Origin of the sequence: Aureimonas sp. AU12 (genome assembly GCF_001463705.1) — a bacterium.
Classification (GTDB): Bacteria; Pseudomonadota; Alphaproteobacteria; order Rhizobiales; family Rhizobiaceae; genus Aureimonas.
Window position 1 is genome coordinate 108,565 of sequence record NZ_BBWH01000004.1, and the last position, 19,602, is coordinate 128,166.

A 19,602-nucleotide genomic window follows, 5' to 3' on the forward strand; every position below is an offset into this window, starting at 1 on the left:
AAGAAAGGGGCACCGCGTTCACGCCGCCTCGAGCAGCATGGCACCGCCCTGCCCCCCGCCGACGCATTGCGACGCCAGCCCGAAGCGCGCGCCGCGATGGCGCAAGGCATTCGCCAGATGCAACGTGATCCGGTTGCCGCTCGTGCCGACGGGGTGACCGAGCGCGATGGCGCCGCCATCGACGTTCAGCCGATCGTCGGGGATCGTGCCGAGCGCTCCGTCGAAGCCGAGCACCTCGCGGCAGACCGTCTCGTCCGCCAAAGCGCGCACGCAGCCGAGCACCTGCGCCGCGAAGGCCTCGTTGAGTTCGAACAAATCGATCTCGTCCAGCCGCAGGCCGGCGCGCTGGAGAAGCGGCGCCATGGCGACGACGGGCCCGAGCCCCATGATGGAGGGGTCGAGCCCCGTCCATTGCGAATCGACAATGCGGGCCAACGGCTGCAGCCCGTGCTCTTCGACCGCTGCCTCAGAGGCGAGGATCGTCCAGCTGGCGCCGTCCGTGATCTGCGAGGAATTGCCGGCGGTGACGTTGCCGTAGGGTCGCTCGAAGGCGGGTTTGAGGCTCGCGAGCTTGCGCGCCGAGGAGTCCGGCCGCACGCCGTCGTCGTGATCGAACACCGTGCCATCTCGTGAGAAGACGGGCACGAGTTCCCGGTCGAGCCGACCTTCGGCCTGCGCCGCCGCCAACCGGAGATGGCTCCTTGCCGCATAGTCATCGGCCTCGCGCCGGGTCACGCCGAAGAGATGGCCGACCTTTTCGGCGGTCTGGCCCATGTTGAGATCGGTGATCGGATCGGTGAGCCCCCGTTCGAGACCGATCACCGGCTTGAGGAACCCCGGCCGAAGCGCCGTGAAAGCCTTCAGCCGGTCGGCCGTGGTCTTGGCGCCATTGAGCCGCGCGAACCACTCGACGGCGTCGCGCTGGAGCACGAGCGGCGAATGGCTGAGCGCGTCCGTGCCGCCGGCCAGAACGATGTCGGAGCGGCCGAGCTGGATGTCGCGGAATGCGGTGTCGATCGACAGCATGCCGGAGCCGCAGTTGACCTGTACGGTTTCGGCCGGGATCGTGTCGGGCAGGCCGAGCCGCAGGGCGGCCACCCGCGCCGGGTTCATCTCGTCCGCCACGACGTTGACGCAGCCGAGCACCACGCGATCGATGAGCGCGGGATCGAAGCGCTGCCGCAGGAGCAGCGGCCGGCCGCACTGGACGGCGAGATCGACCGGCGAGAACGGGCCGGGCCGGCCGCGCGCCTTGAGAAAGGGCGTCCGCGCGCCGTCGACGAGATAGACGGCGCGGTTCATTCGGCGGCCTCGGCGCGGGTCTCTCCGGTCGCAGCGCGCGGTTCCTCGGCCGGCGGCCGGCGGTGCTGCGCGGCGATGGGCGAGACCTCCTCCATCGGGAAGGCGTCGACCTCGATGACGCGCAGCACGGCTGCGTCCATCGCTTCAAGCTGCGCGATCTCTTCCGCCGTCACGACACCGGCCGCCAATGCCGCCGCGCGGTCACGGATCTTGGCCTCGCGCATGCGCTTGGCGATCGGCGCGGCGTCGGTGACGAGGCGGAAGGCGTGTTCGAGATCGGCGATCGGATGGCGCTCGCGCCCCTCGCCGAGATAGAGATCGGGCGTCAGACGGTCGCGCTGCGAGGACGGTCGCATCAGGATCTCGGCGACCTCGGTCACCAGTTCGTCGGCCGGCGGGCGCATGGGAATGCCCAGCGGAAACGCGACGATCTTCGCCGCCGCGGCCGCCCAGCGCGCCGGTAGATTGGCGAAAACGCCAGCGAAGGCGAGGCCCATCCGGTTGAAGCCGCGCTGCATGACATATTCGACGATCGGACGATCGAGCTCCGGTCGCCCCTCGCTCTCGAAGCGCTTGAGCGTCGCGCCGAGAAGATAGAGCTCCGACAGGACGTCGCCGAGCCGCGCCGAGATCATCTCGCGGCGCTTGAGCGCGCCGCCGAGCGTCAGCAGCGCGAGGTCGGCCGCCATCGAGAAGGTCGCCGCATAGCGCGAGAGCTGACGCCAGTGGCTGGTGAAGGCCGCACCGCGCGGTGCCGGCGCGGCAAGGCCCCCGGTCCAGCCGAAGAGCCATGTGCGCACGAGATTGGCCGTTGAATGGCCGACGTGGCCCCAGAACTCGCGGTCGAAATCGGTCAGGCCGCGTTCGGTGTCCTTATCGGCCAGCGCCCGCATTTCCTTGAGCATGTAGGGATGAGCGCGGATAGCGCCCTGGCCAAAGATCATCAGGTTGCGGGTCAGGATGTTGGCGCCTTCCACCGTGATGCCGATCGGCACCGAGCGGTATTGCGCCGAGAGCGCGTTGGACGGGCCGTCGATGATCGCCTTGCCGCCGTGTATGTCCATCGCGCGCTCGATCGACTGACGCATCAGGTCGGTCGCGTTGGACTTCATGATCGCCGAAATCACGGACGGACGATGGCCCTCGTCCAGCGCCGCCACCGTCAGCCGCCGCGCGGCGTCGATCTGGTAGGCATTCGCGGCAAGTTCCGCCAAGGGCTCCTGGATGCCCTCGAACAGGCCGATCGGTACGTTGAACTGGGTGCGCACCCGCGCATAGGCGCCGGTGACGCGCGCCGCCATGGCGGCGGCCGCCGCCGACTGCGAGGGCAGCGAGATGCCGCGGCCGGCGGCGAGCGCCGTCATCAGCATCGTCCAGCCCTCTCCGATCTGCGCCTCGCCGCCGAGGATCCAGCTCAGGGGAATGAACACGTCCTTGCCGTGGATCGGGCCGTTCTGAAAGAAGGTGAAGCCAGGGATATGCCGTTCGCCATGGCGCACGCCCGGCGTCGCCGTGGGGATGAGCGCCACGGTGATGCCGCGTTCGGGGCCGCGGCCAAGATGGTTCTCGGGGTCGAACAGCTTGAAGGCGAGGCCCATCACCGTCGCGACGGGGGCCAGCGTGATGTAGCGCTTCTCGAAATTCAGGCGGATGCCGAGCACCCGCTCGCCCTCGAACTCTCCATACTCGACCACGCCGCGATCGGTCATCGCGGCGGCGTCGGAGCCGGCCTGCGCCGAGGTCAGGCCGAAACAGGGGATTTCGCGGCCATCGGCGAGGCGCGGCAGCCAATGGTCGCGCTGCGCCTGCGTGCCGAAATGCATCATCAGTTCGCCCGGCCCGAGCGAGTTCGGCACCATGACGGTGACGCCCGCGACGACGCTGGCCGAGGAGACCTTGCGCACGACCTCCGAGTGGGCGGTGTTGGAGAAGCCGAGGCCGCCATAGGCCTTCGGGATGATCATGCCGAAGAACTTGCGGCTCTTCAGGAAATCCCAGACCTCGGGTGAAAGGTCGTGGTCTTCCCAGACGATCTTCCACTCGTCGATCATCGTGCACAGCTCGGTGACGGGACCGTCGAGGAAGGCCTGCTCCTCGGCGCTGAGCTTGGCCGGTGCCATGGCGAGGAGCTTGTCCCAGTCGGGCTGGCCGCTGAAGAGTTCGCCGTCCCACCAGACGGTGCCGGCGTCGATCGCCTTCTCCTCGGTTTGCGAGATCGAAGGCATCGCGGTCTTGGCCCAGCGGAAGATTGGCCGCGTCAGCCTGTCCCTTCGCAACGACATCGCATCTCCTCCCTCGATTCGGCTCTTGGAGCCTAACGTAAGGGGCTCGGCGCCGTTTCCCAACCCGAACAGCTTACCGCGCGGGAACTTGACGAAGGGACGAGCGCCGATACGGCCAGCGCAGTGCCAGGAAGACCAGGAAGCCGGCCGGCCCTGCGACGAAGGTCAGCACGAGGCAGGGTACGACGAGCCAGTGCGGAATGCCGAGGCGGCGGGCTTCGCGGGCTTCCCACGCGCCAACCAGGAGGTCGAAGGCGAGGTAGTGCGCCCAGCCTGTCAACACGGCCTCGCGCGTCGCGAAGATGGCGGCGACGCCGTCGAGCGTCGTGAAGCCCGGCGACGGCCCTTCGCCTCCCGGCGCAACACTGTCCAAGCGGGACAGCGCGGCGGCGATCAGCGCGACATAGGTCAGCGCCAAGAGGGTTGGGCAGAGGAACGCCGCGATGCGCTGCGACAACACCGGCATCAGCGGGCCGGCCAGAAGCGCGATCCACCCGGCGATGGCCATCAGGTTGATCGCGCCGAAGATCGTGTCGAGCGGCATGGTCGTCCTCCCCGGTCGGCCGGCGCGATCTGCGCCGCCGCGATCAGGTTACACGGTCGGGGCCACCGCGCGATGAGCGATATCGCGGCGACAGAAACCGTCCGGCCAATCGACGCCGTCAACAAGCGCATAGGCGCGCCGCACGGCCTCCGCGACATCGGGCGCACGCGCGGTGACGTTGAGGACCCGGCCGCCGTTGGCGACGAGGCCTGCACCGTCAAGTGCGGTGCCAGCGTGGAAGATCGTCTCGCCCGGCCCGGTCTCCGGCAGGTGCCGGATCGCGGTGCCCTTGGCGTAGGCGCCGGGATAGCCCTTCGCGGCCATCACCACCGTCACCGCCGGCTCGGGCGACCAGTCAAGTTCGATGCCGGCAACCGAGCCGGTGGCGGCCTTGAGGAGCACCGGCAGGAGATCGCTTTCGAGGCGCATCATCAGCACCTGGCATTCGGGATCGCCGAAGCGGACATTGTATTCGATGAGCTTCGGCCCCTCGGACGTCAGCATCAGGCCAGCATAAAGGACGCCGCGGAACGGGGCCCCCTGCTCGCGCATGCCCGCCAGCGTCGGCCGGACGATCTCGCGCAGGACGCGCTCCGTCAGCTCCGGCGTCATCAGGAAGGAGGGCGAGTAGGCTCCCATGCCGCCGGTGTTCGGCCCTTCGTCGCCGTCGAAGGCACGCTTGTGGTCCTCGGCCGTGCCGAAGAGCAGCGCATCTTCACCGTCGCAGATGCAGAAGAGCGAAGCTTCCGGGCCAATCATGCACTCTTCCAACACCACCTCGGCGCCGGCTTCGCCCGCGAAGCAATCGTCGATCGCCGCCAGCGCCTCGTCGATCGTGGCCGCGACGGTGACGCCCTTGCCGGCCGCCAGTCCGTCAGCCTTGACGACGATCGGCGCGCCCTCGCGCCGGACATGATCCTTGGCGCTCTCGGCGTCGGTGAAGCGGCCGTAGCGGGCGGTCGGGATCGACTTGAGGGTGCAGAGATCCTTAGTGAACCCCTTCGAGCCTTCGAGCCGGGCTGCCGCCTCGCTCGGGCCGAAGACGGGAATCCCGGCGGCGCTCAGCGCGTCGGCCAGCCCCGCGACGAGCGGGACTTCCGGCCCGACGACAACGAGCCCGATCGCCGCCTCGCGGCAGAAGGCCACAACGGCTGCGTGGTCGGCCGGATCGAGGGTCACAAGCTCGGCCTCCGCCGCGATGCCGGGATTGCCAGGGGCGGCATACAGGCGACCGAGCATCGGCGACTGGCGCAGCTTCCAGGCCAGGGCGTGCTCGCGGCCACCGGAACCGATGAGCAGGACGTCGATGGTCATGGCGCAGGATCCCCGAAAGCCGGGCGTCGATCGCACGCCCGTTCACCCGCCGATTACGGGTCGGGCGCGGGCGGGGTCAAGTGCGGCGCGGGGCCAAGAGGACTTGACGGGACGGGAGCGCGCGGGTTTCTGCGAGCCATGTCCGAGCCGAACCGCCGAACCGCCGAACCCGCAGACCGCGTCTCGGACGCCCCGTCGGACAATTTCGTCTATCGCGTCCTGCCGCGCGCCGCCTGGCCCTATGCGCAGCTGGCGCGGCTCGACCGGCCGATCGGCTGGCAGCTGCTGCTATGGCCCTGCCTATGGTCGGCGGCGCTCGCGCCGCAATGGGCCGCGCCTTCGGCCGTCCATACGGGACTGCCGGACCTCTGGCATCTCGTGCTGTTCTTCATCGGCTCGATCGCGATGCGCGGGGCCGGCTGCACCTACAACGACCTCGTCGACCAGGACATCGACATGAAGGTGGCGCGCACGCGCTCGCGCCCCCTGCCCTCGGGCCGCGTAACGAGCCGGAACGCCAAGATCTTCCTCGTGGCGCAGGCCCTCGTCGGGCTTGCCGTGCTCGTGCAGTTCAATCTGTTCGCCATCGGCCTCGGCATCGCCTCGCTCGGCGTCGTCGCGGTCTATCCGTTCCTCAAGCGCGTGACCGACTGGCCGCAGCTCGGCCTCGGCTTCGCCTTTTCGTGGGGCGCGCTGATGGGCTGGGCGGCGTTCTGGGGAACGCTGGCGCCGGCTCCGGTGCTTCTCTATTGCGGGGCGGTGCTCTGGACGGTCGGCTACGACACGATCTACGCCCATCAGGACCGCGAGGACGACGCGCTCGTCGGCGTGCGCTCCACCGCGCGGCTGTTCGGCGCGCGGACGAAGACAGCACTGGTGCTGCTCTATGGCGCGACGATCATGCTCTTCGCGCTGGCCTATCTTGCCACCGGCTCGGGCGCGACGGGCCCGGCCTGGCCGGCTTATGCGGCGCTGGTGATCGGCGCGGCGCAGATGGCCTGGCAGATCCGGCGGCTGAACATCGACGAGCCCGACGAATGCCTCAGGCTCTTCCGGACGAACAACCTGTTCGGCTGGATCATCTTCCTCGGGCTGATCTTCTCCAGCCTCTGGCGCCTGTCCTTCCCGGCGACCATCCTCTGATCCTGCCGGGTGTCGGGAAGGCGGGACGGCTCAGTTGCGGGCGATGATCTCTTCGCCGGCCACGACCATGCGCATGCCGAGACCACCGGGCTTGCGCCGGGCCAGGAAGCGCGGGCGGCGGCCGTGATGGCTGCCGCGACGACGCGAGGACGGGTCGCCCTTGCGCAGCGAGCCGAGCGTGTCTTCCAGCGCGGTGACCGCACCGTCGGCCTCGACCATCAGCATCGGCAGGCCGAAGAGTTCGGACCAGCTGCGCCAGTCGGCGGCGACATCGTAGAGGTCGCAGGCCACCAGCAGCGGCACGGAGAGACGGGCATCCTCGTGATGCAGTTCGAGTGTCACGGTGATCTCGCCGGTATCGTCTTCCATCGCACGGGCCGCGATACCCTTGAACGAACGGGCCGAGACGGCGATCGAAACCGGAATGCCGCTCTGCTCAAGGCGGCGGCGGATCACGGCCCCGCGGCGGTCGACGCGGTAGGCGACGGTCTCGCCGTCTACGTTCAGCTCGAAGGTCTGCTTGCGGTCGGCAAGACCGGGATCAAGACGGATCGGAACGTTCGCCCACTCGGGCTTCGTCGACTTCTGCTGGGGAACCAGGCTCATGATCGCTTCCTGTCTCGCTGTGCGAACCGCCCTCCCGGGATATTCGCGGTGGGCCGATGTATCCCGGCCTCTGATGCTTGGAGACTATCCTGCGCTTGTTGCCCTTGACCTAAGAAAGGCAGTTAAGTGTTCCTGACCTTCAAGACGGTATTCAAACCGTAACTTCGAATAGAACTTTAAAGAACCTTGCCGGGATTCATGATCCCGAAAGGATCGAAAACCGCCTTCACCCCGCGCATCAAGGCCATCTCGACGGGCTCCTTCGTTCGCGCCAGTTCGTCGCGCTTCAGCTGGCCGATGCCGTGCTCGGCCGAGAAGCTACCGCCGAGTTCTGCGACGATCGCGTGGACCAATCCGTTGATCTCGCTCCAGCGGGCGAGGAAGGCGTCCTTGTCCGCCCCCACGGGCTGGCTGACATTGTAGTGGATGTTGCCGTCGCCCAGGTGCCCGAACGAGACGAGGCGCGCGCCTGGGATCGCCGCCAGAACCGCCGCATTGGCTCGCTCCAGAAACTCGGGCACCAGCGCCACCGGCACGGACACGTCGTGCTTGATCGACCCGCCCTCGGGCTTCTGCGCCCAGCTCATCTCCTCGCGCATGCGCCAGAAGGTGCGCGCGTCGGCGATCGACTGGGCGACGGCGGCATCCTCGATGTCGCCGGCCTCGAAGGCGCCTTCGAGAATGCTTTCCATCGAGATGCGCGCCTCTTCGGCCGAGCGGCCGGAGGAAATTTCGACGAGGACGTACCAGGCATGAGGCGCAGCCAGCGGGTCGCGCGCCCCTTGGGTGTGGCGCACGGTGAACTCGATGCCAATCCGCGGCATGATCTCGAACGCCGTCAGCTGGTGGCCCGCCTCATGCTCGGCGCGCGTCAGCAGGCGCAGGGCCGCTTCGGGGGTGGCGAGCCCGACATAGGCCACCTCGCGCCCGGCGGGCTTGGGATAGAGCTTGAGGACGGCGCCGGTGATGATGCCGAGCGTGCCCTCCGAGCCCACGAGGAGATTGCGCAGGTCGTAGCCGCGATTGTCCTTGCGCAGCCGCCGGAGCCCGTGGAACACCTCGCCGGACGGCAGCACCGCCTCGACGCCGAGGCAGAGGTCACGCGAGTTGCCATAGGCCAACACGCCCGTGCCGCCGGCATTCGAGGCGAGGTTTCCACCGATCTGGCAGGAGCCTTCCGACCCCAGCGACAGCGGGAAGAAGAGTCCGGCCGCGTCGGCCGCCTCCTGCACCCGCTGCAGCACCACGCCGGCATCAACCGTCATCGTCCGGCCGACCGCGTCGACGTCGCGGATGCGATCCATCAGCGACAGCGACAGCACGATCTCGGCATCCGAGCGCGGCACCTGCCCGCCAACGAGCCCGGTGTTGCCGCCCTGCGGCACGACGGGCGTTCGCGTCTCGCTCGCCAGCGCCAGGATCGCCGAAACCTCCTCGACGCTGGACGGCCGCATCACCAGCCGCGTGCGGCCCTTGAAGAGGTCGCGCTGCTCGATGAGGAACGGCGCGACGTCGGCCAGCTCCGTCAGGGCGCGGCCGGGCGGCACGAGCGCCTCGAAGCGGGCGATGAGATCGGCGGCGAGCGGGAGTGATTCGGGGATATCCATGACCGAATTGTTAATGCCGGCCATGGCGTCGGTCGAGGTCAACGGTCGGCGGCGGCCCGTCGCAGACGGTCGTTGATCGCCTCGCCCAGTCCCTCCCGCGGGATGGGCGCCACCGCGATGCGCTCGATGTCCGGCGAATCGAAGGCGGCCAGCGCCGCGAACAGGCGACTCGCGGCTTCGCGCAGGTCGCCGGTCTCGCTCAACTGAAACAGTCCGGCCGCCGCTTCGAGCCCAGCGGCCGGTTCGGGGCCGAAGGCGATCCAGTGTTCGCCCGGCTCGGGCGCGACCGCATCAAGACGCACCCGGCCATGGGGCGCGTAGTGCGACAGCATCTGTCCCGGCGCGTCGATCGCATCGCCCTCACCACGCCGGACGACGGGCACGCCCGAGGCGGCGGCGAGATCGTCGGCCGTCACGCTACCGGGCCGCAGCAGTACGACGCGGTTGCCCTCGGGACGCACGATCGTCGATTCCAGCCCATGCATCGTGGGCCCGCCATCGGCCACGAGGTCGATTCGGCCATCGAGCGTGTGCAGGACATGGGTTGCGGTGGTCGGGCTGACGCGGCCGGACCGGTTGGCGCTCGGCGCAGCGACGGGGCGGCCCAGCGCTGCGACCGCCTCGCGCATCGGCCCCTGCGGGATACGCAGCGCGACCGTCTGAAGGCCGCCGAGCACGAGCGGATGCAGCCCTGCGCCGAGCCGCGCGGGCAGAACCAGCGTCAGCGGCCCCGGCCAGAAGGTCTCGGCAAGGCGACGCGCCAACGGATCGAAGAGCGCGTAACGCTCGGCCATCGCGAGATCGCTGCCATGCGAGATCAGCGGGTTGAACCGGGGACGCCCCTTGGCCTCGAAGATGCCGGCGACCGCCTCGCCGTTCGTGGCATCCGCAGCCAGCCCGTAGACCGTCTCGGTCGGGATCGCAGCGAGACCGCCACGCGCCAGGCAGGCCACGAGCAGGCCGATGGCCGCGGGGTCATTCAAGGAGATGCGCTGCGTCTGGATCATCGTTCACCGATGTATCCCCGGAGGCGGCGGCGATGAAGCCCGGCCTGCAAAGAAAGACGGCGGCCGATAAGTCGCCGAATATTCAAGTGGAAGCGAGTCGAGATCAGATCTGCGCAAGCTTCTGGGCGAAGAATCAACGTCAGGAGATCGACAAGGGTGGAAGAGGTTCAGCGGGTCGCGCTGAAAGCCTTGACGATGCGGCGATCGGCCGGTGCCAGATGTGCTAGCGTCGTCCAGCCCGTACGCCCCGACGAGGCGTCGGCGCGCTCGTCGGGCGCAAGCCCCTGCGGTCGCGCAGGCGCGGCGCCCCGGATGGCGGCCCCGGCGTCCCGCATCATGTCGACGATGCGCGATTTGAGGTCGTGCGGGAGGACCGCAGCGTGCGGAGCGCTGGCGGCAGCTGCCTTCGCGTCCACCTTCTCCACCACGCCGTCGCTGAGGATCGCCCGCACGGTGCGCATCTCGTCCTTCAGCTGGGCCAGCGAATTGACGAGACCGGCCGCCGGCGTTCCCGGCAGCGGTGCGGGTGCGCGATCACCGGGTATCACGGGATCGGTCTTTGGCCCTTGCGTCAGCGCGGACAGCACCGCCGAGGGCGCGCGCGCCGCCTGCTCCTGACGCGCGGTCTCGGTCAGGAGCTTCAGCGGATCGATCGGCGCATGTGTCGTCGGGCCGTAGGCGGCGGCGAACGTATCGGCCACCGGCTTCTCGACCACGCCGGCATTGGCCGCCGCCGGGGCGACGAGGCTGGCGACTTCCGTTCCGAGATCGGCGACGGCGTCCTTGGCGGAGCGGCCGACCTCGGCGATCAGCTGACCGGCATCGGGCTGCGGCGCGGGATCGGCACCCACCAGCCCGTCGAAGGGCCACGCGGCCTTCAGCGCGGCGACGTCGAGCGGCGAGATGTTCACGTCGATGTCGTTCTTGGCGCCGGGCACGCGGTAGGGGCAGCTCCGGGCGTTGCAATTGTGCATCGAGGAGAACTGCCAGAGCGAGTAGGTCGGCCAATTGCCTTCCGGGAAGACACCGGTGATGTCCTCGCGATAGCGGGCGTACCAGAGCTGTAGGCGCGAGAGCAGCGGGTACTGGATCTTGTTCTGGGCGATGAAGGCGGCCGTCGAGCCGTTGGTATAGAGGACGGGATAGCGACCGATGCGGGTCTTGACCTGCCGGGCGAAGATCTCGGCATCGGCGAGCGACATCCAGTCGGACGTGTTGTCCTCGATGTCGAGGGCGATCAGGTCGTCCGCCTCGGGCTGGGCGAAGTCGACGAAATGGTCGGCCTGCTCGCGCGGGTTGCCGGGGCGTCCGAGATGGTAGGCGCCCCACTTGAGGCCGAGCGTCTTCGCCATCTCGCGGCGCGTCAGGTAGAGCTCCTGCGTCACCGTGTATTTCCACCAGCGGTTCTTGCAGAGATTGAGATCGTCGCCCGAAAGCCTGCCGCAGGACCATTCCGGCGGAAGACCGTCGGACGCCTTGTTGATGAAGCCGGCGATCCGCTTGTCGGCGGTCAGCTCGCGCCAGTTGATCGGGTTGAATTCGTAGGCGTCGACGACGAGTGCGCGATCCGTATTCTTCCAGGGCTGATCCCATTCGGCCTTGGCCGAAGGCGCGCCGAGCATCATGACACCAGCGGTCAGAGCACAGAACCAGCGCAGGGCAGCCGCACGGGCGGCGCTCATGTCAGGCATTCAGGATGTCCCCTCGTCGTCGCTTGAGGGCGTGCGCGATCGGTTGCGCGACGCCCGGAGGCAATGTCCGTCGGAACCGACGGCAGGATGCGGCCTGTCGGATCTCGCATGTCGAGTTGCGAAAAAGCGCCGCGACGCCTCCCCCTCATCGTGTGTGGCTTTTCCACCATCATTCAGGCGGGTTGCAGGCACGTTCGATCACATAATGTTTCAGTGAACGGGAGCCATCGGTGGTGACACCACACCCATCATGGAACGCTTCGCGGCTTGTGCCGACCTGAAGAGCGAGCAGGCTCTACACTCAGAGGCCCGGTGCGGCGCCCGGCCCTGCGGTCACGCGCCGGTCGAAGCGGTCTCGGATGAAGCGCAGCACGGGCTTTTCGAACAGCCGGTGCAGGAGCGCGGAGGCGACGAGTGTTCCGCCGAGCACGAGCAGCGGAAATCCGACGAGCCACAGGAGGGGCGACTGGATGGCGGTGCGTTCGAAGATCTGCAGCGCGATGCGGATGACGAAGAAGTGGGACAGGTAGATGGCGTAGGATATGTCGCCTGCCCATTCCGCCGCCGGGGAGTGGCGATCGCCGCGCCCCGTCACCGCCGCCAGAACGAGAAGGCAGGCCGGAACACCCCATTGCAGGAAGCGCCACGTGAAATCGAGCAGCGGAAAGCAGAAGAAGCCGACCACCGCCGCGGCGGCGAGCGCGACGCGAACGCCCAACGGCAACGTCAGTCCGGTGCGAAACAGCAGGAAGATGCCGATGCCGCCGAGGAATTCCAGCACCACCGGGTCGGTCCAGAACCGAAGCGCGATCGTCGGCATCGGCTCGATGCGACCGAGAGCTACGATCCCCACCAGCACCAGCGCGGTCGCCAGCAAGGCCCAGCGCTGGCGCAGGCCGACGAAGAGCGCGAAGACGACGTAGAACATCATCTCGTAGTTCAGCGTCCAGCCGACATCGAGCAGCGGGAACGGATATCCGTCGACATTTCCGGTCGGCACGAACAGGAAGGACGCCGCGATCTGCCATCGCGTGATCTCGGGCCAGTCGGGCGCGCGGATCGCGATCATCAGGCCGATGAGCAGCAGCGTCATCAGCCAATAGAGCGGGGCGACACGGGCGAGACGGCGCACGAGGAAACGGCGCCAAGCGTCCGATCGTCCATGCAATCCCTCCGACGCATACGCCATGACGAAGCCGGAGATGACGAAGAAGATGTCGACGCCGGCGACGAACGGAAACGGGCTGAGCGGCGCCGACGCCATGTCGTACTGGAAGTAGCGCAGATCGAGCGCCACCTTGATATGCGCGGCGACGACCATCAGGGCCGCCGCGGCCCGCAGCCATTGGATCTCGCCGATCCGGCGGCGCGCGACCGGCTGCATCGCGATCAGCTGGCGATCCGCGAGAAGTCGGCGAGTTGCAGCGTGGCCGTGCGAATGCGCGTGAGCAGAGCCAGGCGGTTGGCCCGCACCGCCTCATCTTCTGCATTCACCAGCACCTTCTCAAAGAAGGCATCGGCGGGGGCGCGAAGCTGCGCCAGCGCGGCTGTCGCAGCGGCGTAGTTCTCCGCACCGAGCGCGGCCCCGAGGTCGGCTTCCGCCCGATCGATGACGCTGGAAAGCGCCTGTTCCTCGTCCTCGACGAAGAGGCTTGCGTCCACCGATGGCGCGACGCGGGTTCCCTTCTTCTCCTCGGCCGCCAGGATGTTGGCGGCACGGCGAGAAGCCGCCAGGAGGTTTCGCCCATTCTCGGTCTCGAGCAGGCGGCCGAGCTCGGCGACGCGGCGTGCGATGTCGAGAAGATCATCCTTGTCGGCCTCGCCCGTACCGCCGGCAAGCACGGCGTCCACTAGATCGTGGCGTGCGCCTTGATCACGGAGCTGGACCTTCAGACGGTCGTGGAAGAAGGCGAGCAGGTCGCCTGACGTGATGAGACGGCCGAGTTGCGGGCGCAGCTCGTTGTCGAGAATGATGCGGATGACGCCGAGCGCCGCACGCCGCAGTGCGTAAGGGTCCTTCGAGCCGGTCGGCTTCTCGTCGATGGCCCAGAAGCCGAGGAGCGTGTCGAGCTTGTCGGCCAGCGCCACCGCGATGGCGACGGGCTCGGTCGGCACGCGGTCGCCTGGTCCCTGCGGCTTGTAGTGATCCTCGATCGCCGCCTGCACCGCGGCGTCCTCGCCCTGCAGCTGCGCATACTTGCGGCCCATCAGGCCCTGCAGTTCCGGGAATTCGCCAACGGCCTCGGTTGTGAGATCGGCCTTGGCCAGCAGCGCCGCGCGCCGCGCCAGCGCCGCATCGGCGCCGACGAGCGGCGCGATGATCGCCGCGAGATCGGCGATGCGCTTCACGCGGGCGCCCTGCGTGCCGAGCTTGGCGTGGAAGGTGACGCCGAGTGCGTCGAGCTTGGCCATGCGCTGGTCGAGCGGCTTGGCGAGGTCGAGCCCGAAAGCGTCGGCGGAGGCTTCGAGACCGGCAAAGTCCGGCATCGGCTTCTGGTCGGTCTGCCAGAAATAGAGCGCGTCCGACAGGCGCGCGCGCACGACCTTGCCGTTGCCGCGGGCGATCTCGGCGCCGCCGTCGGCCGCTTCGATGTTGGAGACGAGCAGGAAGCGGTTGGCGAGACCGTCGCGCCGACGACGCCGCGTCACGAAGCACTTCTGGTTGGTGCGGATGGTCAGCTGCACCATCTCCGGCGGGATCGCGAGGAAAGCCTCATCGAATTCGCCCATCAGCACCACCGGCCACTCGACAAGGCCCGCGACCTCTTCCAGCAACCCCTCGTCGGCGACGACCTCCAGCCCCTGCGCGAAGGCGAGATTGTCGGCGTCGGTGCGGATGATGTCCTTGCGCCGTTCGGCGTCGAGAACGACGTGGGCGCGCTCCAGCTTCTCGGCATAGTCCTCGAAGCGGCGGACCTTGATCTCGGCCGGAGCGTGAAAGCGATGCCCCACCGTGCGGTCGCCCGAGCGGATACCGGACACTTCGAAATCCACCACGACGCTCTCGCCGACCTCGGGTCCGAAGACGCAGAGGATCGACTGGAGCGGGCGCACCCAGCGCAGGCTGCCCGGCTCGCGCGAGGCGGCGCCCCAGCGCATGGATTTCGGCCACGGGAATTCGCGGATGATCGCCGGAAGGATCTCGGCGACGATCTCCTCGGTCGGACGACCTGGCTTGACGATGTGGGCGACGTAATACTCGCCCTTCTTGCCGTCGCTGTGCTTGTGGGCCTGGTCGATCGAGGTCAGCCCGGCGCCGCGCAGGAAGCCTTCGATGGCCTTTTCCGGCGCATCGGTGCGCGGGCCCTTGCGGTCCTCGCGAATGTCCTTGGAGCGTGCATCGAGACCGCGCAGATCGAGCGTCAGGCGCCGCGGCGTCCAGTATTCCCGCGCGCCCTCGTAGGTCAGACCGGCCGCCACGAGCGCGTCGGTCACCGCCTTCTTCAGATCTCCCGCCGCCTTGCGCTGCATGCGGGCGGGAATTTCCTCGGAACGAAGTTCGAGAAGAAGATCGGGCATGGAGAGTCACGCTTCGCGGCAGGTTCAAACGTGCCGCGTCTCACCATGCCATTCCGACGAATGCAAGCCGCGCCGGACGAATGCCGGCGCGGCCAAAGTTGCTAGAGACGCCCGCCGAAGGTGTCGCAGGCCTTCATGTTGCCCGTCGTTTCGCCCTTGCGGAACCATTCGACGCGCTGCGCCGAGGTGCCGTGCGTGAAGCTGTCGGGAACCACGGAGCCCTGGCTCTGGCGCTGCAGTGTGTCGTCGCCGATGCGGCTGGCGGCGTTCAGGGCTTCCTCGATGTCGCCGTCCTCGAGCGTTCCCGCATTCTTCGTGTCGTGTGCCCAGATGCCGGCGTAGCAGTCGGCCTGGAGTTCGACGAGCACGGAGATCGCGTTCGCATCGGTCTCGGAGGCCTGCTGGCGCAGTTCGGTGGTGCGCGGCAGGACACCGGTCAGGTTCTGCACGTGATGGCCGACCTCGTGCGCCACGACATAGGCCTGTGCGAAATCGCCGGGCGCGCCGAGCTGGTCGGAAAGCTGACGGAAAAAAGAAGTGTCGAGATAGAGCTTGCGATCACCCGGGCAGTAGAACGGACCAGAGGCCGAACTGGCATTGCCGCAGGCCGATGCCACCTGCCGGTCGAAGAGCACGAGCGTCGGTTCGCTGTATTGCTGGCCCATCTGCTGGAAGCGCGCGTTCCAGACGTCCTCGGTGTCGGCGAGCACGACCGCGATGAAGTCGTCCGTCTCGTCCGCCGTGCCGTCGACGCCCGGGCCGATGTTCGAGGCCGTCTGCGTCGTGCCGCCACCGCCGCCGTCCATGCCGATCACCGACAGCGGGTTGATGCCGAAGCCGATCCAGAGGACGGCGAGAATGATGATGAGGCCGATCCCGCCCCCGCCCCCAGCACGGATCGGGATGCGGAAACCACCCCCGCCGGGCCCGGCTCCGCCGCCACTCCCGCGGCGGTCCTCGATATTGTTGCTTTCCCGCCGGCCGCGCCATTCCATGGTCGAGGTTCCCCTGTCGTTCGCATCCCTTCACATCAAGCTAGCGCCGTTCACGCTTTCGGGAATGGAACGAGAGCGGTTCACCAGGGGGGCACTCGCATCGCGCCCCGTACCTCACCATATCCTGTAGCGTCGGCGACGGATCCACCGCTTCGCCGCAGGAGACCGTTCGACGATGACTTCCACTGCCTACGCCTCGGACGTTTCAGGCGACTTCACGCGCGCCGAGACCGTCCGCCGCCTGAACCGCCTTAACCGTCTGGCCCGGCTCATGGACACGGCGATCCGCATTCCCGGCACGGAGATCCGTTTCGGCGCCGACGCGATCCTGGGCCTGGTTCCGGGTATCGGCGACGCCAGCGGCGCGGCCATCGGGCTGTTCATCGTCAACGAGGCGCGCCGGATGGGTGTGCCCAAGCGCAAGCTGGCGCGGATGGTGGCCAATCTCGGCGTCGACGCAGCCGTTGGCGCGGTGCCGTTGGCGGGCGACCTGTTCGACGTCTACTTCAAGTCGCACAAGCGCAACATCGCTATCGTCGCCGACCATTTCGACATCGCCCACCGCGAATTTCGCGATGGGCCCGACGAACGGACGATGAAGGACGTGACGCCGAAGCGCTGACGGGTGGGCCTCCTGGGGGATGGCGGCGTCAGTCCGCCATCGTCTCGAGGCTGGCGAAGCCCTCCGCCGCGTCGCCCTCGTCGAAGGGCGTCGTCACCTCGACGAACGTGTCGGGATAGAAGCCGTTGAAGCGCGTGCGCAGCGACAGCGAGTAGGCTCCGATATGGCCGATCTCGATCCAGTCGCCGGTGTCCACCGTTTCGGGAAGCCAGAACGGCCGCGACAGGATGTCGACGCTGTCGCACGTTGCGCCGCAGACGCGGAACGGCACGATCGAGCTCTTGTCGCCCTTGCGCGAGACGCGCGCAGGATCGGGAATGAAGCGGGCCGGCAGGGTGATCTTGCCCGTCCAGGAGTCGGACAGCGACGCCCAGATCCCGTCGTTGATGTAGAGCCGGCGCCCCTTGCGCAGCAGCACGCGCACGATCAGCGAGAAGCAGCGGGCCACCACGACACGTCCCGGTTCGGCCACCAGCGGAACGTCGCCGAAGCCCCATTCCTCGATATCCGAGCGCAGCCGCGACATGATCTGGCCCATGCCCGGCATGTCCGGCTTCTTGCGGCGCGGGTCGTAGCCGTACTCGGCCGGAAAGCCGCCGCCGACATCGAGCCCAGCCAGCGGGACGTCGGCGCGGTTGCGCACCCAGTCGCAGGAGGCGAGCGCTCGCTCGTACGTCTCGGGATCCTCGATCTGCGACCCGACATGGAAGCAGAGGCCGACCTTGAATCCGATCCGATGACAGCGCTGCAGGAGTTCGACGGCATGGGCAGGCGCCGCGCCGAACTTCTTCGAGAGCTCGTAGGCCGCATGGCCCTTCGTCTGCAGCCGGATGAAGACGGTGATCGTTCCGGGATCGAGATCGAGCGCGTGAACGATACGCAGGATCTTGGCGACCTCGTCCTCGTGGTCGAGCGACAGGGTGCGGATGCCGTAGGTCTCGAGCGCCAGCCGGATGTCGGACTGCGCCTTGATCGGATGCATGTAGAGCATCTCGGCATTCGGCGCGACGGCGCGCACCGCCGCGAACTCGCCGGGCGAGGCCACGTCGAAGACGTCGACACCGGCCTTGGCGAGGGTCTCCAGCACCATAGGCTCGCCGTTGGTCTTCACGGCGTAGGCGGTCTGGCCGGGAAACGAGTCCTTGAAGCGGCGGATGTCCTCGCGCAGCACGTCGGGTCGGAAGCAGTAGACGGGAACGTCCGGCCTCATCGAAAGCGCGGCGTCCTTTGCCGTCGGGAATCTCTGCAATCTCGTCTCCTCGTCGGCTCGTCCGTCCCCGCCAATAGAGGACAGGGGACGGGAAGGAAAACCCTTCCGCGGCCTGTTCATCACAAACGGGTGGCAGGGACATGACGGTTCTGCCACTGAACGCGCGCGTTCCACCGCAAGGATCTCATCGCCTGCCATGAGCCATCGCCCTTCGACGCCCCGCCCCGGTTTCCGAGCCGTCACACCCGTCTCGATCCTCGACATCCGCCGCCGCATCGAGGCCGGCACGCTGACGCCGCAGGCTGCGATCGCGCAGTCGCGCGAGCGCATCGACGCTGCCGACGGCGAGCTGTTCGCCTTTGCGCGGAGGGCGGCTCCCGATGCGCCGGTGCTGGCGCAAGGTCCGCTGGCCGGCATAGCCCTCGGCATCAAGGACCTCTTCGACACCGCGGACCTTCCCACCGAATACGGCTCACCGATCTACGCCGGCCACCAGCCGCGCGCCGACGCAGCCCTCGTCGCCGTCGCGCGAGCGGCCGGCGCCTTCGTTGCCGGCAAGACGCACACGACCGAGTTCGCCTTCATGACGCCCGCGCCGACGCGCAACCCGCACGATCTCGCGCGCAGCCCCGGCGGATCATCCTCGGGCTCGGCCGCAGCGGTCGCCGCCGGCCTCGTCGCAGGCGCGTTCGGGTCGCAGACGGCGGGCTCGACCATCCGCCCGGCCTCGTTCTGCGGCATTGCCGGCTTCAAGCCGAGCTTCCGCCTGCTGCCGACCGTCGGCATGAAGACCTTTGCCTGGTCGCTCGATACGGCCGGACTGTTCGCTGGCGGCGTGCGCGACGTCGCGCACCTCGCCGCCATCCTGTCGGGTCGCGACCTCGGCATCGGTGACGACACACCGTCCGCGTTGCGGGTCGGGCTCTACCGGTCGGGCATCGACGGGCAGCTCAGCCCGGCGATGGCGGACGCGTGGGCTCAGGGTGCGGCGGCCTGCGAGCGCCTGGGCTGGCGGGTCGTCGACATCGTGGAGGACAAGACGCTGCGCCAGGCGCGCGAGGTGCAGCCGCTGATTCAGGATTACGAGGGCGCGGTGTCCCTGACATATGAGCGGCTGCATCACGGCGCGAGCCTGAGCGAAGCCCTGCGACTCGCGCTCCAGCGGGGAGCGGCGATTCCGGCCGAGCGCTACGACGACGCGCGGCGGACGGCGCGCAACGGTCGACGAGCGGTAAATGCGCTCTTCGGGAACTGCGACGTGATCCTGTCGCCCTCGGCGCCGGGCGAAGCGCCCCTCTTCATTGAGGGCACCGGCGATCCCGCCTTCAACCGGCTCTGGACGCTGGCGGGAACGCCCTGCGTCAACGTTCCCGGTCTTCGAAGCCCATCCGGCCTGCCGCTGGGGCTGACGATCTCGGCGAGGTTCGGGCGGGATAAGCTGGCGCTGGCGGCGGCAGCCGGGCTTGAGTCGATTTTGTGCAGTGCGTGAACGACATCTGGACAGATCGTTCAAATTTCTTTCACGCGAGCCGATCCCCGTAAGCCATCGCCCCCTCACCTGAAAACAAGGTTTCCACAATCTTTCGTCGACGACCCGGAAACGAATTCGTCTTTACGAAGTTGAACGATTGATGAAGATTGAAACATCTCGTGAGCAGGAGGCTGCGATGGAAATGATGCGTTCGCTGAACTTCATGATGGCCGGCGCCGCGTTCGTGTTCGTCGGAGCCATGGTGGTCGGGCTGATCTCCTGACGACCA

General features: G+C 68.0%; 16 protein-coding genes. 4 read left to right on the top strand and 12 right to left on the bottom strand.

Translation table 11 applies throughout. The annotated features are described in order from the left end of the window. Positions 1-18 precede the first annotated feature (18 nt). From AUL33_RS02085 to purD, 4 genes are all read right to left on the bottom strand, one after another. Positions 19-1,302, bottom strand: coding sequence for an acetyl-CoA C-acetyltransferase (locus tag AUL33_RS02085; RefSeq protein WP_062203157.1), 1,284 nt, complete (start codon positions 1,300-1,302; stop codon positions 19-21). Beyond that, positions 1,299-3,584: an acyl-CoA dehydrogenase gene (locus tag AUL33_RS02090; RefSeq protein ID WP_062203159.1), complete on the bottom strand. Its 2,286-nt coding sequence runs from the start codon at positions 3,582-3,584 to the stop codon at positions 1,299-1,301. The genes AUL33_RS02085 and AUL33_RS02090 overlap by 4 nt, the downstream gene beginning before the upstream one ends. A 73-nt stretch (positions 3,585-3,657) precedes the next feature. Next, complete coding sequence (locus AUL33_RS02095; protein WP_062203161.1) at positions 3,658-4,128, bottom strand: ABA4-like family protein; 471 nt, start codon at positions 4,126-4,128, stop codon at positions 3,658-3,660. 48 nt (positions 4,129-4,176) lie between these two features. Further along, a complete protein-coding gene (gene purD, locus AUL33_RS02100) occupies positions 4,177-5,442 on the bottom strand; it encodes a phosphoribosylamine--glycine ligase (protein ID WP_156419236.1) in 1,266 nt (421 codons plus the stop codon). A gap of 138 nt (positions 5,443-5,580) precedes the next feature. Here purD and ubiA point away from each other — a divergent pair, with 138 nt between their 5' ends. After that, the gene (gene ubiA / locus AUL33_RS02105) at positions 5,581-6,585 is read left to right on the top strand and encodes a 4-hydroxybenzoate octaprenyltransferase (RefSeq protein WP_062203163.1); all 1,005 of its coding nucleotides are present in this window, start codon (positions 5,581-5,583) and stop codon (positions 6,583-6,585) included. A gap of 30 nt (positions 6,586-6,615) precedes the next feature. Here ubiA and AUL33_RS02110 read toward each other — a convergent pair whose 3' ends face one another. The 7 genes from AUL33_RS02110 to AUL33_RS02140 form a co-directional block, all read right to left on the bottom strand. Next, on the bottom strand, positions 6,616-7,191 hold the full coding sequence (locus AUL33_RS02110) for a DUF6101 family protein (RefSeq protein WP_062203165.1): 576 nt from the start codon (positions 7,189-7,191) through the stop codon (positions 6,616-6,618). 176 nt (positions 7,192-7,367) lie between these two features. Then, positions 7,368-8,798, bottom strand: a complete 1,431-nt coding sequence (locus AUL33_RS02115; RefSeq protein WP_062203386.1) for an FAD-binding oxidoreductase — start codon at positions 8,796-8,798, stop codon at positions 7,368-7,370. A gap of 38 nt (positions 8,799-8,836) precedes the next feature. Next, positions 8,837-9,805: an L-threonylcarbamoyladenylate synthase gene (locus AUL33_RS02120; protein ID WP_062203168.1), complete on the bottom strand. Its 969-nt coding sequence runs from the start codon at positions 9,803-9,805 to the stop codon at positions 8,837-8,839. Between the two features lie 167 nt (positions 9,806-9,972). Then, a complete protein-coding gene (locus AUL33_RS02125; RefSeq protein ID WP_244491885.1) occupies positions 9,973-11,496 on the bottom strand; it encodes a glycoside hydrolase family 25 protein in 1,524 nt (507 codons plus the stop codon). A gap of 301 nt (positions 11,497-11,797) precedes the next feature. Next, complete coding sequence (locus AUL33_RS02130) at positions 11,798-12,880, bottom strand: acyltransferase (protein WP_062203172.1); 1,083 nt, start codon at positions 12,878-12,880, stop codon at positions 11,798-11,800. Positions 12,881-12,885: 5 nt separating this feature from the next. After that, positions 12,886-15,015, bottom strand: coding sequence for a glycine--tRNA ligase subunit beta (gene glyS, locus AUL33_RS02135; protein ID WP_062203174.1), 2,130 nt, complete (start codon positions 15,013-15,015; stop codon positions 12,886-12,888). Positions 15,016-15,116: 101 nt separating this feature from the next. Beyond that, positions 15,117-16,010, bottom strand: a complete 894-nt coding sequence (locus AUL33_RS02140; RefSeq protein WP_062203176.1) for a neutral zinc metallopeptidase — start codon at positions 16,008-16,010, stop codon at positions 15,117-15,119. Between the two features lie 175 nt (positions 16,011-16,185). On the opposite strand from AUL33_RS02140, the gene AUL33_RS02145 reads away from it, so the two are divergent. Then, on the top strand, positions 16,186-16,632 hold the full coding sequence (locus AUL33_RS02145; protein ID WP_062203177.1) for a DUF4112 domain-containing protein: 447 nt from the start codon (positions 16,186-16,188) through the stop codon (positions 16,630-16,632). A 28-nt stretch (positions 16,633-16,660) separates the two neighbouring features. Here the strand turns inward: AUL33_RS02145 and AUL33_RS02150 are convergent, their stop codons facing one another. Further along, positions 16,661-17,881 carry an alanine racemase gene (locus AUL33_RS02150; RefSeq protein WP_062203179.1) on the bottom strand — a complete coding sequence of 407 codons (1,221 nt, stop codon included), beginning with the start codon at positions 17,879-17,881 and terminating at the stop codon, positions 16,661-16,663. Positions 17,882-18,038: 157 nt separating this feature from the next. On the opposite strand from AUL33_RS02150, the gene AUL33_RS02155 reads away from it, so the two are divergent. Both AUL33_RS02155 and AUL33_RS22920 read left to right on the top strand, forming a co-directional pair. After that, complete coding sequence (locus AUL33_RS02155; RefSeq protein WP_062203181.1) at positions 18,039-19,331, top strand: amidase; 1,293 nt, start codon at positions 18,039-18,041, stop codon at positions 19,329-19,331. A gap of 142 nt (positions 19,332-19,473) precedes the next feature. Further along, positions 19,474-19,596, top strand: coding sequence for a hypothetical protein (locus AUL33_RS22920; RefSeq protein ID WP_280137794.1), 123 nt, complete (start codon positions 19,474-19,476; stop codon positions 19,594-19,596). Positions 19,597-19,602 lie beyond the last annotated feature (6 nt).

Coding starts and splice junctions, on each gene's coding strand:
- AUL33_RS02085 (WP_062203157.1), bottom strand. CDS start 1,302: ATGAACCGCGCCGTCTATCTCGTCGACGGCGCGCGGACGCCCTTTCTC.
- AUL33_RS02090 (WP_062203159.1), bottom strand. CDS start 3,584: ATGTCGTTGCGAAGGGACAGGCTGACGCGGCCAATCTTCCGCTGGGCC.
- AUL33_RS02095 (WP_062203161.1), bottom strand. CDS start 4,128: ATGCCGCTCGACACGATCTTCGGCGCGATCAACCTGATGGCCATCGCC.
- purD (WP_156419236.1), bottom strand. CDS start 5,442: ATGACCATCGACGTCCTGCTCATCGGTTCCGGTGGCCGCGAGCACGCC.
- ubiA (WP_062203163.1), top strand. CDS start 5,581: ATGTCCGAGCCGAACCGCCGAACCGCCGAACCCGCAGACCGCGTCTCG.
- AUL33_RS02110 (WP_062203165.1), bottom strand. CDS start 7,191: ATGAGCCTGGTTCCCCAGCAGAAGTCGACGAAGCCCGAGTGGGCGAAC.
- AUL33_RS02115 (WP_062203386.1), bottom strand. CDS start 8,798: ATGGATATCCCCGAATCACTCCCGCTCGCCGCCGATCTCATCGCCCGC.
- AUL33_RS02120 (WP_062203168.1), bottom strand. CDS start 9,805: ATGATCCAGACGCAGCGCATCTCCTTGAATGACCCCGCGGCCATCGGC.
- AUL33_RS02125 (WP_244491885.1), bottom strand. CDS start 11,496: ATGCCTGACATGAGCGCCGCCCGTGCGGCTGCCCTGCGCTGGTTCTGT.
- AUL33_RS02130 (WP_062203172.1), bottom strand. CDS start 12,880: ATGCAGCCGGTCGCGCGCCGCCGGATCGGCGAGATCCAATGGCTGCGG.
- glyS (WP_062203174.1), bottom strand. CDS start 15,015: ATGCCCGATCTTCTTCTCGAACTTCGTTCCGAGGAAATTCCCGCCCGC.
- AUL33_RS02140 (WP_062203176.1), bottom strand. CDS start 16,010: ATGGAATGGCGCGGCCGGCGGGAAAGCAACAATATCGAGGACCGCCGC.
- AUL33_RS02145 (WP_062203177.1), top strand. CDS start 16,186: ATGACTTCCACTGCCTACGCCTCGGACGTTTCAGGCGACTTCACGCGC.
- AUL33_RS02155 (WP_062203181.1), top strand. CDS start 18,039: ATGAGCCATCGCCCTTCGACGCCCCGCCCCGGTTTCCGAGCCGTCACA.
- AUL33_RS22920 (WP_280137794.1), top strand. CDS start 19,474: ATGAAGATTGAAACATCTCGTGAGCAGGAGGCTGCGATGGAAATGATG.